The following is a 15,083-nucleotide window of genomic DNA, read 5'->3' as shown; positions in this document are numbered from 1 at the left end:
CTCTTGCTCGACATCGTGCAGGTCGGGCAACTTGTCGTCGGCGCGCACCTCGGCGAGGGCGGCGACGCCTTCCGGCTCCACTTCCAGCATGTCGCGGATCTCGCGCTCGATGTCCTCGAGCCGGCGTCGCGCCGCTTCCATCCGCTCCTCGGCGCGGGCGCAGGCTTCGCGGGCGCTGGAGAGCTGTTCGAGCGACGATCGCGCCGCGCGGTCGGTGTCGGCCATCGCGGCTTCGGCCTTGGCCAGCGCATCGGCGGCGGTGCGGCGGTCGGCCTCGGCGTATTCGATCTCGGTGATGATCGCGCTGCGCTTCTCGGCGAACACGGTCGGCGCGTTGTCGAGCTCGGCGCGCTCGGCGGTCAGCTCGGCGACGCGCTCCTCGACGGTGGCGATCTGCGACGCCGCGCTCTGCTTGCGACGGGTCCATTCGTTGCGCTCGGCCACGATCGCCTGCAGCCGCTTGTCGGCCAGCTCGGCCTCGCGCGCCAGCGCCTGCGCCTCGGCGCGGACCTGCGCAGCGTTGCGGCGGTGCATGTCGATCTCGCCGCGCACCGCGGCCAGCCGCTGCTCGGCGTCGTCGTTGGGTGCCAGATCGCCAATCGCGTTCTCGGCCGATTCCAGCGCCATCTCGGCTTCGAGCCGATCGCTGGCAAGGCGCGACTGCGCTTCCGCGAGCGCGGACTTACGCGCGGCGTGGCGATTGACCTCGCGCTCGGCGGCGGCGAGGCGTTCGCGCGCCGCATCGGCTTCGCGGCGGGCGCCGCGCAGGTTTTCGCGCGACGCGGTCTCGGCCGCAGCGGCGCTGCGCAGCTCGGCTTCCGCCATTTCCAGCGCCTGGCGCTTGGCCGAGGCGTCGATCTTGGCCTGCTCCAGTTCGTTCTCGATGTCGACCAGGCGGGCGCGCTCGGCGAGGCGGCGGGCGGCGCCGGTCGGCGCATGCGCCGAGGCGACGAAGCCGTCCCAGCGCCAGACGTCGCCGTCGAGCGACACCAGCCGTTGCCCGGTCTTGAGCTGGCCGACCAGCTCGCCGCCGCGCTCCTTGGCGACAACGCCGATCTGCGCCAGACGCCGCGCCAGCTCCGGCGGCGCGGTGACGTGCTGGCTCAGCGGTTCGACACCCTCCGGCAGCGCCGGGTCGCCGTCCTGCACGCCGATATCGGTCCAGCGCATCGGCGACGACGGATCGACCGGCGCGTCGAGATCGTCGCCCAGCACGGCGCCGATCGCCTTCTCGTAACCCTTGGCAGCCGTGATGCCGTCGATGATCGGCGGCCACAGATTCTTGGTCTCGCCGTTGAGGATCTTGCTGATCGTCTTGGCTTCCGTCTCCAGCCGCTGCACCCGCTTGTCGGCTTCGGTCAGCGGGCTGCGCGAGCCGTCGAGCTTCTGCCGGGCGGCGACATGCGCGGCCTCGGCGTGCTGAACGGCGCCTTCCAGCTCGGCGATGGTCTCCTGCGCCATCGCGACCGCTTCGGCGAGCTCGTCCACATTGCCGGCGCCGCCGGTTTCCTGCGTCAGCCGGTCGATTTCGCTTTCGACGTTCTTGATCTCGGTGTCGAGCCGGGCAAGACGATCGCGATGGCTGCGCACCGCCTGCTCGAACTGATTGCGCCGCGCCGTCAGCTCGGCGAGCTGGGTGGTGAGCTCGGCGAACAGCCGCTCGGCTTCGCCCTGCGCCGCCTCGGCCTCGCCGACGCGCTCGTCGACGCCGCTGCGCTTCTCGACGCGCTCCAGAATCTCTTCACGCAGCTCGACGTCTTCGATCTGCAGCCGCTCCAGCGCCTCGTCGGCGTCGACCGCCTGCTGCTGCTCGCGCGCGACGTCGGAGGAGAACTGCGCCAGCCGGCGCTCGAGTTCGACGACGCGCTCCTTGGCGCGGGCTTCCTCGCGGTCGAGCAATTCGCGGGCGTTGGTCAGCCGCTGCAGGCCGGCGGCGGCGCGGGCCTCGGCCTCGCGCAGGCCGGGCAGCGTCGAGGCGCGGTCGGCCTGGATGCGGGAGGCTTCGGCCTGCTCGCGGGTGCGCTCGGCGAGGTCGCGGACGCTGAGATCGTGGACCTGCGCGGCGGCGCCGACTTCGGCCTGCGCGTCGCACCAGCGCAGGTGATACAGCGTCGCCTCGGTCTTGCGCACCTTGGCGGCGACCTCGCGGAAGCGGATCGCCTGGCGCGCCTGCTTCTTCAGCCCATCGACCTGCGACGACAATTGGCCGATCACGTCCTCGACGCGGGTGAGGTTGGTCTCGGCCGCCTTCAGCCGCAGCTCGGCCTCATGGCGGCGGGCGTGCAGGCCGGCGACGCCGGCGGCGTCTTCCAGCACGCGGCGGCGCTGCTCGGGCTTGGCCTGGATGATTTCGCCGATCTTGCCCTGGTGGACCAGCGCCGGCGACCGCGCGCCGGTGGCGGCGTCGGCGAACAGCAGCTGCACGTCGCGGGCGCGGACTTCACGGCCGTTGATGCGATATTGCGAGCCGGCCTCGCGCTCGATCCGTCGCGAAATATCCAGCGTGTCGGAATCGTTCAGCGCCGCCGGCGCGGTGCGGGCCGAATTGTCCAGCGACATCACCACTTCGGCGTGGTTGCGCGCCGGGCGATTACCTGAGCCGGCGAAGATCACCGCGTCCATGTCGGTGGCGCGCAGCGATTTGTGCGAGGTCTCGCCCATCGCCCAGCGCAGCGCCTCGACCAGATTGGACTTGCCGCAGCCGTTGGGCCCGACCACGCCGGTCAGACCCGGCTCGATCATGAAGTCGGTGGGCTCGACGAACGACTTGAAGCCGTGAAGGCGGAGACGCGTGAGTTTCATCTGGTCCGATGCTCAATGGGCCGGTTATCGGCCGGCGCAGGCGAATCTCTCAAGCCGGACAATACCATAGGCAGTCCGACCGGTCGCGACTCGCGCGCAGCCGGCAGCGGCGGTAGCCGGCGACAATGGCGGGGCGGAACAGCCGCCGCAACCGCGGAACCGGGCTTTTCCACGGGGGGATTTGGGGGGAGGGGGAGAGAAAGGTGGGGATTAGGGGCTGACTTCAACAGCGGTCTAGGTGTCTGATTGTGTTTCCGCGTTCTATTGCTCGCGGAACTAAATTTGAGCGCATTAAGCGCTCCCAAGACCAATTGACAATGTCGGGCATCGGGTGAGTCCGTAGTCTATGCCAGATACCTGCGCTTATTGAAGGTACTGCATGTCCAAGGGCGATTTAGAGTATCTGGTGCGATACAAGCCAAATGCGCTTTACACTGTGCCCGCGAAGAACGGGCAGGGGGCATACGCAACCCTTGTTGGAGACAGCGAGGAAGTGATCGGCGAAATCGACGTAACGCCGAGATGCAAACTTGCAGTCTCTGCATTTTACGTTCGCGAACGAGCTGATTTCGGGACTATCAAGCTGACAAAGCTTCAATACCACGCCCGGCATGGGTGGAAAGAAGTGGGGCAAGTGCAGATCAATCAGTTCCAGGTCGCGCAAATGCGTGAATTTGTTGCCGTGCTGTCTAGTTTGGATCTGCGTGATGCCAAGAAGACTAGAATCTCGCTAGATAATATCGATGTCGGAGCCCTCGGGGCCTTGTTGATGAGTAATAAAGGAGTCGCTCTTGTTAAAGAGCTTGCTGAAGCACCAGAGCTTCACAACGATATATATGCCGTCGCGGCGAAGCGAGCCGCGCTAAATGAGTTCGAGACGCTGTTGAGCGTTCCGACAGCAGAGTCCACCTGGCAGAGTTTTTTTGAGCGTAATTCCTGGATATTTGGACATGGATTAAACTATATATTCCTGAGCAAGGTCGGTCCCAAATTGGAGACTGTTACGACTGGCAGTCGTTTTGATCAGCGCGGAAAGCGTGCTGATGCTCTTCTGCGCACCAAGGCTCAGGTTAGTCAGTATGTTTTCGTGGAAATCAAGGCCAATTCCACTCAATTGCTTCATGGCGAATATCGTCCGGGCTGCTGGGGCGTATCCGGAGAAATGTCGAATGCAGTGACGCAGGTTCAGAAAACGGTCTTTGAGTTTTCTAGGCAGCGGTTCAGGGATTATTTGAAGGACTCAGTCGGGGAAGACACTGGCGAAAAAGTCTATTCTATCGAGCCTCGCAGCTATCTCGTCATTGGGAGTATCGCTCAGCTGGACTGTAACGATGACAAGATAGCTTGTTTCGAGCTTTATCGACGCAATGTCAGGGCGCCTGAGATAATTACGTTCGACGAATTATTTGCGCGCGCGAGATGCATCGTTGAAACGATCAGCGAGAAGGTGAATCCTTAATCACGTATGACGTCGTGTTCGGGCAACCTAAGCCAACGTAGGTGTACGAAGATCGAATTGAAGGTGATTCCGCGATTATCAGGTCGGTAATTAAAGCCTCGTTCGTCATTCCGGGGCGCTCACGCAGTGAGCGAGCCCGGAATCCATAGCCCCTGAACTCTCAGTGAAGCGCAGCATCCGCACCATCGTGCTCCATCGCCGAGCGCGGTGGTTATGGATTCCGGGCTCGCGCTTCGCGCGCCCCGGAATGACGAAAGAGAGAGTGTGTGCCCTGATCTTTGGGCGGCAAGGGCAACGATGATGATCAGCGGGTCCCGCACGCGGTGCAGCGCGTAGCGCTGCTCCGCAGATGCGGGACCCCGGTTGCTTGCTTGAGAAGCAGCGGATGTTGTGAGCGCCGGCACCGGGGTCCCGGCTCTGCGCAGCGGCACTTCGTGCCGCAGCGCGTCCGGGACACGAAAGAGGGCATCTTGACAAAATTCCTATTATGATTACAATCCGCGCTGTCCTGTCCGTGAGGGGCGCTTCGCGAGGCGTCGTCAAGCGGGACAGATCGGCGGGCCGGGCAACCGGTTCGGAACGATGGTTCGGCGGAGCTGACGCTGGTCAGCGAAGCCTGAACGGACGCGGCGTCCTGCGCGTTGCGGTTCGCACCCGCACGTCCGGGAGGTGTCGGGGACCCGTCCGGGCCTACTACGAGGCTCTGCGACTTGTTAGTTCGCTGGACGGGGGCAGGCGAAGGCGGCGTAATCCGTCGGACCGTGGGGTTTCATTACCCCTGCCTGCCCGCGGAAGCACGGGCCCGATCACCTAAAACCGCCGCGGTGGGCGCGCCGCAAGGCGTTGCGCGATGGTCCCAAGCCATAGCGAAAACTCACCACTTTTGCGCCGCGCGGCGCGCCCCCGCCCCTCGCTGAGAAGCGACGGGTGCAAAAACTCGGGCTCGCTGGAGCCGCGAGAAGGATTGGGCGTGGCTGTTTGAGAATCGAGTCTTTGATAATTGGATTAGCGACGGCGAAGCACCGCGCTCGCGTCATCCTCTGACGTCATCGCCCGGCTTGACCGGGCGACCCAGTATCCCAGAGCGCGCGTTGGTTTCAGTACGCACGCCGCAAGCGCTCTGGAATACTAGATCCTCCGCTTTCGCGGAGGATGACGGCTGAGTTTGAGGCCGCGCGGCGTCTCCCGAAGAAGAGAGTGCCACGCTCTGCAGTCATGAATCCCCGCATGTGCGGCGGATGACGGCCTATACCAAGGCCTGTGCCTCAGCTCTTCTTCTCCAGCAGCGGGTCGATGCGCTTGGCGAATTCTTCCAGTGAGGTTTCGCCCTTGAGCATTTCGCCGTTGATGAAGAAGCTCGGGGTCGAGTTCACCTTCAGCACTTCGTTGGCGTACTTCTGGTCGGCGGCGATCTTGTCGAGCAGGGCCTGATCCCTCAGGCAGGTTTCGACTTCGGTGGCGCTGAGGCCCGCCTGCTTGCCGATGCGCTTGAGCTGCTCGGTGGTGTCCTTCAGCACCCACTCGGCCTGGGTCTTGAACAGCAGGTCGGTGACGGCGAAATACTTCGGCGCGTCGTCCTTGGCGATGCAGCGTGCCAGCATCGAGCCGGCGGCGGCCTTGATGTCGAGCGGGAATTCCCGGAACACGTAGCGGATCTTGCCGGTGTCGATATAGGCGGCCTTCAGCTTCGGAAACACCTGCTCGTTGAACGCGGCGCAGTGCGAGCAGGTCATCGAGGCGTATTCGGTGACGGTGACGGCGGCGTCCTTCGGGCCGAGCGCCATGTCGGGCAGCGACATCGGCTTGGCGACGTCGGCGGCGGTGGCGGCCTTGGTGCTCTGGGCGAACGCCTGGTCGATCAGCCGGAACGGCGAGACGCCGACGACAGCGGCGAGGCCGGTCAGCGACAGAGCGGCGGTGAAGGTGCGGCGCGTGATCATCAAGGTGCTCCAACGCGGCGGCGCGCCGCTCAAGGCAAGACACGAGGCAAAACGAAGGCGGACGTGGCCGGGACCACGTGGCCGTCAGCTAGCTTGAAACCGCAATTGTGGCAATGCCGGGCCGGAATCTCCGCGCTCGCGCAAGCGTCACTTCCGCTTGATCGTGGCGCCGAGGCGGGCCAGCGCCAGCTTCAGGTCCTCGTCCTCGACCGCGTCGAGGCTGGCGGCGACCTGTGCGACCGCCTTCGGGTCCGGCGGCTGCGGCGCCGTCTTGCGCGGCCGGCGCGACAGCGGAGCCTGGCGCAGCGCCAGCTTGCCGACCGCGTTCCAGCCGAAGAAGCGGTTGACCCGCTGCAGGATCTGGTCGGACGAATGCTGGATCTCCAGGGCCATCGGGCCTTCGACCCGCAGCACCAGCGTCGCCGGTTCCTGCGGCTGGCCGTCCACCGGACGCGGCCATTGCATCTTCAGCGGCTCGCAATGCTGGGCGATCTGCGCCCCGGCGATCTCGGCCCAGCGGGTGACGAGTTCCCGCGCCGCGAAACCTTGCTTGGCGAAGGCTTCGTTCAGCGTCGGGCCGAGCAGGCCGGCCAGCGGCTTGGCGCTGATCGGGCCGGGCTTGTAGATGGGTGCGGGCTTGCTCATGGCGCGGGCTTGCTCATAGCGAACGGCTTTGCGACGATACGGCCCATGAGTCTAGCAGGCGCCAAGCCGCGGCGGAAACAATCCCCGGTCATCACAGAGCACGACAGCGCGACCGGCCCGGCCGGCCGCCCGGCGGCGCTGCTCGCCTGGTACGATCGCCATCGCCGCACGCTGCCGTGGCGCCCACCCGCCGGCACCCCGGCCGATCCCTACGCGGTGTGGCTGTCCGAAATCATGCTGCAGCAAACCACCGTGCGCGCGGTCGGCCCGTATTTCGCCAAGTTCCTGGCGCGCTGGCCGAGCGTGGCCGATCTCGGCGCCGCCTCGCTCGACGACGTGCTGCGGATGTGGGCCGGTCTCGGCTACTACTCGCGCGCGCGCAATCTGCACGCCTGCGCGGTCGCCGTGGCGACGCAGCACGGAGGCCGTTTTCCCGACACGGAAGAGGGCCTGCGCGCGCTGCCCGGCGTCGGGCCTTATACGGCTGCGGCGATCGCCGCGATCGCGTTCGGCCGCCGCACCATGCCGGTCGATGGCAATATCGAACGCGTGGTGTCGCGGCTCTTCGCGGTCGAGGAGGAGTTGCCGAAGGCCAAGCCGCGCATCAAGGCGCTGGCCGAGACGTTGCTCGGGCCAAGCCGCGCCGGCGACAGCGCGCAGGCGCTGATGGATCTCGGCGCCACGATCTGCACGCCGAAGAAGCCGGCCTGTGCGCTGTGCCCGTTCATGGAGGGCTGCACGGCGCGGCTGCGCGGCGATGCCGAGACGTTTCCGCGCAAGGCGCCGAAGAAAACCGGCGAACTACGCCGCGGCGCCGCTTTCGTGGTGACACGCGGCGACTGTGTGTTGGTGCGGACGCGCGAAGCCAAGGGCCTGCTCGGCGGCATGACCGAAGTGCCGAATTCCGACTGGCTTGCGGGGCACAGCGATGACAACGCGCGTGCGCAGGCGCCGCACATCAACGGCGTGACGCGGTGGCATCGCAAGCTGGGTGTCGTCACGCACGTGTTCACGCACTTCCCGCTCGAACTCGTGGTCTACACCGCGCAGGCGCCGAGCGGCACGCGGGCGCCGGCCGGGATGCGCTGGGTGAAGATCGCCACCGTTGACAGCGAGGCGCTGCCGAATCTGATGCGCAAGGTGCTGGCGCATGCGCTCGACTAATCCCGATTGCGGGCCGGTAAGACTACCGGTCGGTTGCATTCGAACGGTATTCGGTTCGGTGCTTTAATCACTGCTTAAATCGCGGATCGTAATGACAGGCAAATTCTCGCCATCCATCGGAGAGTCTCGATGGCCGTCAATATCCGCCCGACCGGCAAAGAAGTGCACTTTCCGCCGGGCGAACTGATCGTTTCGAAGACCGATCTCAAGGGTCGGATCACCTACGCGAACCGCACCTTCTGCCACATCGCCGGCTATTCCGAAGACGAACTGCTCGGCCAGCCGCACAGCATCATCCGTCATCCCGACATGCCGCGCGCGGTGTTTCGCCTGGTCTGGGAGACGATCGCGGCGGGCCGCGAGATCTTCGGCTACGTCAAGAACATGGCGCGCAACGGCGATCATTACTGGGTGTTCGCGCATGTCACGCCGTCGTTCGATACGAGCGGCAAGATCATCGGTTATCACTCCAATCGCCGCACGCCGGATCCCAAGGTGATCGCCAGCGCGATCGCGCCGCTCTATGCGCGGGTGCTCAAGACCGAGCAGAGCCACGTCAACGGCAAGGACGCGGTCGAAGCCGGCATGCGCGCGCTGACGGATTTCGTTGCTTCCCAGAAGGTCTCTTATGACGAACTCATGTTCGCTCTCGCGAGCGCAGCTTAGCCTCACACTCGTCATCGCCGCGTCGATCATCGCGGCGGCATTGCACTGGTTCGGCTTTGTGATCTCGGCCTTCGCCGTGCAGGCGGTCGGACTGCTGGCGGCGATACTCGGCCTGCTCAGCGTCGGCCGGGCGGCGCGGCTGATCGATCAGGCCTGCGACGTGTGCAAGCGGATCGCCGCCGGCGATTTCGAAGCGCGCGTGCTGCATGTCGACGACGGCGGCCGCACCGGCGAACTGGTGCTCACCGTCAACGACATGATCGATGGCTGCGACGCCTTCGTGCGCGAAGCGACGGCCGCGATGGACGCGGTGCAGCAGCGCCGCTATTTCCGCCGCATCCTGCCGGGCGGTCTGCACGGCGCGCTGCTGCGCGGCGCCAACACCATCAACGCCGCGACCGATAGCCTCGAAAGCCGGATCCTCAGCTTCGAACAGCAGGCCGGCAAGCTCGAAGACGCGGTCAGCACCGTGGTCGTTTCACTCGACGCCGACAGCAACGACATGCGAGAAACCGCGCGCCATCTCACCAGCGGCGCTTCGACCACGCGCGAGCGGCTGACCGCCGTCGCGGCGGCGTCCGAGCAGGCCAGCGGCAACATGCGGCATGTTGCCGACGCGACCGCGGGACTCTCGGAGAGCGCGCGGCAGGTCGGATCAGATGTGGCGCATTCGGCCGAGATCGTCGGCCGCGCGGTGGTGCGGGTGTCGGAAGCGACCAGCAACGTCGCGGCACTGCGCAGCGTCGCCGAGCGCATCGCCGAGGTGGTGAAGTCGATCGAGGCGATCGCCAGCCAGACCAATCTGCTGGCGTTGAATGCGACGATCGAGGCGGCGCGCGCCGGCGATGCGGGGCGGGGCTTCGCCGTCGTCGCCCAGGAGGTCAAGGCGTTGGCCGAGCAGACCGCGAAGTTCACCGGCGAGATCGAATCCCAGGTCGATCACGTCCACGGCGCCGCCGATGTGGTCAGCCAGTCGATCAACGAGATCGGCGCGGTGATGACCGAAGTCGAAGCCATCACCACCAAGGTCGCAGGCGCGGCCGAAGCGCAGTCGGACGCGACCGCCGACATCGCCCGCACCATCGAGCAGGCCTTCGCGGTTGTCAGCGACATCGCCACCGACATCCAGACCATCGCGTCGAACGCCCGCGACACCGAGCGCTACGCCGAATCGACCATGACGGCCTCGACGCATCTGTCGACCAATTCTGAAACGCTGGCCGAGCAGATCCGCGGCTATCTCGGTCAGGTGCGCAAGGATCTGATTCGGCAGAGCGCGGCGTGAGCGCTGTCTGATGGGTGCACGCTGAAAAGCAGTGGTGCGTCCGGCGTCGAAGGGTGGCGACCGCGTGCCCGATCAACTCATGGTTCGAGACGGCGCTGCGCGCCTCCTCACCACGAGGGCTGTGCCTTTTGTCGGAAGTAACAACGCAGGAACCTCATCCTGAGGAGCCCGGCGAAGCCGGGCGTCTCGAAGGATGATTTCGTGCGGCAGGCTTTCGACGAAGCGAAGCGGGCTCAGCCCGCCGCCATCGCGCTGCGGACTTCGGCGCGGAGGTCGTCGATCAGGCGCAGGCCCTGGCTGGTCTCGACGTGCCAGAACGTCCAGCCGTTGCAGGCTTCGGAGCCTTGCGCCACTGCGCCGATGCGGTGGATCGAGCCGACCTTGTCGCCCAGCATGATGGCGCCGTCGGCGCGGACCAATGCGCCGTGACGCTTTTTCGAATCGACCAGCTTGGCGCCGGGCGCGATCATGCCGCGTTCGATCAACTCGGAGAACGCCACGCGCGGCGCTTCGCGCGCGGTGACGAACGGCTTCAGCGTGTCTTCCGCCAGCGGCTCGACCGCATCGATGCGCTTGCGCGCCGCGTCGGCGTAAACCCGCTCTCGCTCGAATCCGATGTAGTTGCGGCGCAGGCGCTTGGCGACGGCGCCGGTCGTGCCTGTGCCGTTGAACGGATCGACGACCAGATCGCCGGGCTTCGACGAACTCAGCAGCACGCGCGCCAGCAGGCCTTCCGGCTTCTGCGTCGGATGAACCTTCTTGCCGTCCGCGCCTTTCAGCCGTTCGTCGCCGGTGCACAGCGGAATCAGCCAGTCGGAGCGTGCCTGCACGTCTTCGTTAGAGGCCTTCAGCGCCTCGTAGTTGAAGGTGTAGCCCTTGGCATTCTCGTCGCGCGCCGCCCAGATCATGGTCTCGTGCGCGTTGGTGAACCGCCGGCCGCGGAAGTTCGGCATCGGATTGGTCTTGCGCCAGACGATGTCGTTGAGCAGCCAGAACCCGAGGTCCTGCATGATGGCGCCGACGCGGAAGATGTTGTGGTACGAGCCGATCACCCAGATCGTCGCCGACGGCTTCATGATCCGCCGCGCGGCGAGCAGCCACGCGCGGGTGAAGTTGTCATAGGCAGCGAAGGAATCGAACTTGTCCCAATCGTCGTCGACGGCGTCGACTTCCGATTCGTCGGGACGCTTCAGCGCACCTTTGAGCTGCAGATTGTACGGCGGATCGGCGAACACCAGATCGACCGACTTCGCCTGGAGCTTTTCCATCTCGGCGACGCAGTCGCCAACGATGATGTTGCTCTCGGGCTCATACTGGAATTGAGTGCGGGGCGCCTTTGCAGACGCCCCGCGACGCGACACAACCATGACTCAACTAACCTGACTCATGTGACGCCGTCGGAGACGCGGGACTAAACAACCGACTGACGACACATTGGCCCGGCAAAGTAAAAATCGACTTAATTGAAATCGAAATGTCGGCTGGAACCACTACGAGCGCTCGCGGTTCTTCAGGACGCTGTTTGTTCCTACGCGAGGGTCTAAGTTGCACATCATTCCGGTTGCCCGGTCGTCACGTGCGCCGATCGGAAGGTTGTTGCGTGCGCGTTCGAGGCCGCCGACCGATGATCTGTGCACTAGGCAATATTTGCCCGGCGGGTTAATTCTAATTGTCGGAATTTCGTGATGCCGGTTGCCGGCGCGAAACAGACGACGTGAATCTGCGAGTTGGCCCCACTGATTTGGACCCGAGGACAGGCTGATGCGTGACGACGATTTCCGTCATAGCGATAATATCGACGACCGCCGCGACAGTGGCGGCGGAGGCGGTGGCGGCTTCGGCTTTCCGATGGGCGGCGGCGGCCTCGGCATCGGCACCATCGTAGTGCTCGGCCTGGTCGGCTGGGCGTTCGGCATCGATCCGCGGCTGCTGATCGGCGGCGCCGAGATCCTTACCGGCAACGGCGGCGGAAGCTATCAGACCGAGCGCTCTTCGCCCGGCAAGCAGGGCGCGCCGACCGACGACATGGGCAAGATGATCTCCGGCGTGCTCGGCGAGATCGACGATCGCTGGACCGAAATCTTCAAGGCCAACGGCCAGACCTATGTGGGCCCGAAGATCGTGCTGTTCCGCGATTCGACCAATGGCGGGCGCTGCGGCATGGCGCAGTCGGCGATGGGGCCGTTCTATTGTCCGCCGGACAAGCAGATCTTCATCGACACCAATTTCTTCAAGCAGGTCGAGACGCGCTTCCACGGCTGCTCCGGCAGCGCCTGTCGCTTCACCGCGGCCTACATCATCGCGCACGAAGCCGGCCATCACGTCCAGAACCTGCTCGGCATCCTGCCGCGCGTGACGCGGCTGCAGGAGCAGGCCGGCTCGCGCGCCGAGTCGAATGCGCTGCAGGTCCGCGTCGAGCTTCAGGCGGATTGTCTGTCCGGCGTCTGGGTCAACAAGGAAGAAAAGAAGCGCCCGAACTTCCTCGAGGACGGCGACATCGACGCCGCGTTGACCACCGCGAGCGCGATCGGCGACGACACGCTGCAGCGCAAGGCCGGCCGCGAAGTCGTACCCGACTCCTTCACCCACGGCTCCGCCGAACAGCGCAAACGCTGGTTTATGACCGGCTACAAACAGGGCACCGTGCAGGCCTGCAACACGTTCGCGGCGGAGAAGCTGTAGGCCTGGTTCGGCTCAGTACGTGTTAGGCTCGTCATGCCCGGCCTTGTGCCGGGCATCCACGTTTTCCGATGAAGCGTAGACGTAGATGGCCGGGACGAGCCCGGCCATAACGATGACATGGGTTCGATGGGCGTTATGGCGAGCAAAGATCAACCAAAGCAGTTCATTCCCCTCAACATCGCGATCCTCACCGTGTCGGATACGCGGTCGCTCGAGGACGACAAATCGGGCGCGACGCTGGCGGAGCGGGCGATGGCGGCGGGACATAACCTCGCCGCGCGGGAAATCGTGACTGATGACGTCGAGGCGATCCGGGCGATCATCCGGCGTTGGATTGCGGACGATGGTGTCGATGCGATCATCACAACGGGCGGCACGGGGTTCACGGGCCGCGACGTCACGCCGGAAGCGATCGAGCCATTGTTCGAGAAGCGGATGGATGGCTTCTCGATCGCCTTCCACATGATGAGCTACGGCAAGATCGGCACCTCGACGATCCAGTCGCGCGCGACCGCGGGCGTTGCCGGCGCGACCTATATCTTCTGCCTGCCGGGATCGCCGGGCGCGTGCCGCGACGGCTGGGACGGCATTCTCGCCGCGCAGCTCGACTATCGCACGCGGCCCTGCAACTTCGTCGAGATCATGCCGCGACTCGACGAACATCTGCGCCGCAGCAAGAGCTGACGCATAGCTGCGCGCTGGCGCGTCGCCTTGACAGGCGCCGGTCACCGCGAAACCATCGCCGCCAACGACACGCGCCGGAAAAACTCCGCGCGATGAAATGGAGGACGCGGTGGGAGAGATCGTTTCGCTCGAAGCGCTGGCTGCAGAGATCAAGGACGGCATGACGGTGGCGCTCGGCGCCGACAATGCTGGGCCGGCGATGACCGCGACCGCTGCGCTGATCGCCGCAGGCCCGAAGAACCTCCACCTCGTTTGCGTTCCGATCAGCGGCATCCAGGCCGACATGTTGATCGGCGCCGGTTGCGTCGGCACGCTCGAGACCAGCGCGGTGACGCTGGGTGAAGCCGGCGGCGCGCCGCGCTTCGCGGATGGCATCCGCAGTGGCGCGTTCAAGATGATGGACGCGACCTGCCCGGCAATTCTGGCTGGCCTTGTCGCCGGCCAGAAGGGCGTGCCGTTCATGCCGATCCGCGGCATTATCGGCAGCGACGTGCTGAAGATGCGGCCGGACTGGAAGGTGATCGACAATCCGTTTGCGCCGGATGATCCGATCGTCGTGGTGCCGGCGATCCGGCCGGACGTCGCGCTGTTTCACGCCCGCGAGGCCGATCGCTTCGGCAATGTGCGGATCGGCCGGCAGGCCGAACTCGCCGCGATGGCCTATGCGGCGAAGACCGCGCTGGTCACGGTCGAGCGCATCGTCGAGACCTCGCTGCTGGCTGACGAGCGCTCCGCCGCGGGCGTGTTGCCCGCGCTGTATGTCGGCGCCATCGCCGAAGCCAAGCAGGGCGCCTGGCCGATCGGCCTCGCCGGCGAATACGCCACCGATACGGCCGAAGTCGCGCGCTACGCCAAGATGGCCCGCTCGGTCGACGGCTTTGCGGCTTACATGAAGGGCTTCGCCCAGCGCTTCGAGGCGGTGGCATGAGCACGGCGCCAGCAACCACGCGCGAAATCCTGATCGCCACCATCGCCGACCTGCTCGACGGCGTCCGCACCGTCGCGGTCGGCGCTTCGTCGCCGATCCCGGCGGCCGGCGCGATGCTGCTGCGGGCGCGCAATGAACAGCGCGGCCGCGAGCGGGTGCGCGTCATCGTGCTCGGCTCGCGCGAGCACAACTTCTTCACCAACGGCTCGTTCGAGCTGTTCGACGCCACCGCGCAGGGCCGCGTCGACGCGTTCTTTCTCGGCGGCGGGCAGATCGACGGCCAGGCCAACATCAATCTGGTCGGCACAGGCGATTACCCGACCAGCACCGTGCGCTGGCCGGGCTCGTTCGGCTCGGCCTATATGTACTACCTGATCCCGCGCGTGATCCTGTTTCGCGAGGAGCATTCTCCGCGCGTGCTGGTCGATAAAGTCGATTTCGTCAGCGCACCGGGATCGAGCGAAGGCATTCACCGCACCGGCGGGCCGCACGCGCTGCTGACCTCGCTGGCGCTGTTCGACTTCGACAAGGACAAGAAGCGTTTTCGCCTACGCAGCGTGCATCGCGGCCATACCGCCGAGGACGTCCGCGCTGCGACCGGCTTCGATTACGATGCGCCGGCCAACGTGCCGGCGACGCCGGAGCCGGACGCTGAAACTCTGGCGCTGCTGCGCGGTCGCGTCACCGGCGAGCTTGCCGAGTGCTATCCGCAATTCGCCGAGACATTGGTCGCTGATCGCGCCGCCTGAGCGCGATCAGCCATCGGGCTGCGCCGAGCAGGCCGATCAGCAGTGCGCGGACCGCGGCATTGATCGCGGCGCGCCGTAG

The 15,083-nt window shown here is 65.6% G+C and carries 12 protein-coding genes; 8 read left to right on the top strand and 4 right to left on the bottom strand.

Annotated features, from left to right (window positions below; all coding sequences use genetic code 11):
• Positions 1 to 2,802, bottom strand: a 2,802-nt coding sequence (locus ACOJTD_RS03880; RefSeq protein ID WP_420131616.1) for an AAA family ATPase, incomplete at its 3' end; no start/stop codon positions are given.
• A 379-nt stretch (positions 2,803 to 3,181) separates the two neighbouring features.
• Here ACOJTD_RS03880 and ACOJTD_RS03875 point away from each other — a divergent pair.
• Positions 3,182 to 4,261 (top strand): Shedu immune nuclease family protein, encoded by a 1,080-nt coding sequence (locus ACOJTD_RS03875; RefSeq protein ID WP_420131615.1) that lies wholly within the window; start codon positions 3,182 to 3,184, stop codon positions 4,259 to 4,261.
• A gap of 1,265 nt (positions 4,262 to 5,526) precedes the next feature.
• Here ACOJTD_RS03875 and ACOJTD_RS03870 read toward each other — a convergent pair.
• Complete coding sequence (locus ACOJTD_RS03870; protein ID WP_420131614.1) at positions 5,527 to 6,204, bottom strand: DsbA family protein; 678 nt, start codon at positions 6,202 to 6,204, stop codon at positions 5,527 to 5,529.
• 144 nt (positions 6,205 to 6,348) lie between these two features.
• Positions 6,349 to 6,846, bottom strand: coding sequence for a DUF721 domain-containing protein (locus ACOJTD_RS03865; RefSeq protein ID WP_420131613.1), 498 nt, complete (start codon positions 6,844 to 6,846; stop codon positions 6,349 to 6,351).
• Positions 6,847 to 6,891: 45 nt separating this feature from the next.
• Between ACOJTD_RS03865 and mutY the strand changes: the two genes are divergently transcribed.
• The 3 genes from mutY (at position 6,892) to ACOJTD_RS03850 (ending at position 9,961) form a co-directional block, all read left to right on the top strand.
• The gene (mutY, locus tag ACOJTD_RS03860) at positions 6,892 to 8,010 is read left to right on the top strand and encodes an A/G-specific adenine glycosylase (RefSeq protein WP_420131612.1); all 1,119 of its coding nucleotides are present in this window, start codon (positions 6,892 to 6,894) and stop codon (positions 8,008 to 8,010) included.
• A gap of 129 nt (positions 8,011 to 8,139) precedes the next feature.
• Positions 8,140 to 8,676: a PAS domain-containing protein gene (locus ACOJTD_RS03855; RefSeq protein ID WP_420131611.1), complete on the top strand. Its 537-nt coding sequence runs from the start codon at positions 8,140 to 8,142 to the stop codon at positions 8,674 to 8,676.
• On the top strand, positions 8,639 to 9,961 hold the full coding sequence (locus ACOJTD_RS03850; RefSeq protein WP_420131610.1) for a methyl-accepting chemotaxis protein: 1,323 nt from the start codon (positions 8,639 to 8,641) through the stop codon (positions 9,959 to 9,961). The genes ACOJTD_RS03855 and ACOJTD_RS03850 overlap by 38 nt, the downstream gene beginning before the upstream one ends.
• Positions 9,962 to 10,194: 233 nt before the next feature.
• On the opposite strand, the gene ACOJTD_RS03845 is transcribed toward ACOJTD_RS03850, so the two are convergent.
• Entirely contained in the window at positions 10,195 to 11,328 is a 1,134-nt protein-coding gene (locus tag ACOJTD_RS03845; RefSeq protein WP_420131609.1) for a site-specific DNA-methyltransferase, read from the bottom strand.
• Between the two features lie 394 nt (positions 11,329 to 11,722).
• On the opposite strand from ACOJTD_RS03845, the gene ACOJTD_RS03840 reads away from it, so the two are divergent.
• The 4 genes from ACOJTD_RS03840 to ACOJTD_RS03825 all read left to right on the top strand — a co-directional run bounded on the left by ACOJTD_RS03840 (position 11,723) and on the right by ACOJTD_RS03825 (position 15,004).
• A complete protein-coding gene (locus ACOJTD_RS03840; protein ID WP_420131608.1) occupies positions 11,723 to 12,643 on the top strand; it encodes a neutral zinc metallopeptidase in 921 nt (306 codons plus the stop codon).
• Between the two features lie 135 nt (positions 12,644 to 12,778).
• Positions 12,779 to 13,327: a molybdenum cofactor biosynthesis protein B gene (gene moaB, locus ACOJTD_RS03835; protein WP_420131607.1), complete on the top strand. Its 549-nt coding sequence runs from the start codon at positions 12,779 to 12,781 to the stop codon at positions 13,325 to 13,327.
• Between the two features lie 109 nt (positions 13,328 to 13,436).
• A complete protein-coding gene (locus tag ACOJTD_RS03830) occupies positions 13,437 to 14,255 on the top strand; it encodes a CoA transferase subunit A (protein WP_420131606.1) in 819 nt (272 codons plus the stop codon).
• On the top strand, positions 14,252 to 15,004 hold the full coding sequence (locus tag ACOJTD_RS03825; RefSeq protein ID WP_420131605.1) for a CoA-transferase: 753 nt from the start codon (positions 14,252 to 14,254) through the stop codon (positions 15,002 to 15,004). Before ACOJTD_RS03830 ends, ACOJTD_RS03825 begins: the two co-directional genes overlap by 4 nt.
• Positions 15,005 to 15,083 lie beyond the last annotated feature (79 nt).

The sequence above is a fragment of the Rhodopseudomonas sp. genome, assembly GCF_048594845.1.
GTDB lineage: Bacteria > Pseudomonadota > Alphaproteobacteria > Rhizobiales > Xanthobacteraceae > Rhodopseudomonas.
The sequence above is the reverse complement of the archived record's forward strand: the minus strand, read 5'-3'. Positions and strand labels throughout refer to the sequence as shown.

Excerpts from the sequence above, each read along its gene's own strand:
- ACOJTD_RS03845 (WP_420131609.1), bottom strand. The coding sequence starts at position 11,328 with ATGGTTGTGTCGCGTCGCGGGGCGTCTGCAAAGGCGCCCCGCACTCAA.
- ACOJTD_RS03865 (WP_420131613.1), bottom strand. The coding sequence starts at position 6,846 with ATGAGCAAGCCCGCACCCATCTACAAGCCCGGCCCGATCAGCGCCAAG.
- ACOJTD_RS03825 (WP_420131605.1), top strand. The coding sequence starts at position 14,252 with ATGAGCACGGCGCCAGCAACCACGCGCGAAATCCTGATCGCCACCATC.
- ACOJTD_RS03850 (WP_420131610.1), top strand. The coding sequence starts at position 8,639 with ATGACGAACTCATGTTCGCTCTCGCGAGCGCAGCTTAGCCTCACACTC.
- moaB (WP_420131607.1), top strand. The coding sequence starts at position 12,779 with ATGGCGAGCAAAGATCAACCAAAGCAGTTCATTCCCCTCAACATCGCG.
- ACOJTD_RS03875 (WP_420131615.1), top strand. The coding sequence starts at position 3,182 with ATGTCCAAGGGCGATTTAGAGTATCTGGTGCGATACAAGCCAAATGCG.
- mutY (WP_420131612.1), top strand. The coding sequence starts at position 6,892 with ATGAGTCTAGCAGGCGCCAAGCCGCGGCGGAAACAATCCCCGGTCATC.
- ACOJTD_RS03840 (WP_420131608.1), top strand. The coding sequence starts at position 11,723 with ATGCGTGACGACGATTTCCGTCATAGCGATAATATCGACGACCGCCGC.
- ACOJTD_RS03855 (WP_420131611.1), top strand. The coding sequence starts at position 8,140 with ATGGCCGTCAATATCCGCCCGACCGGCAAAGAAGTGCACTTTCCGCCG.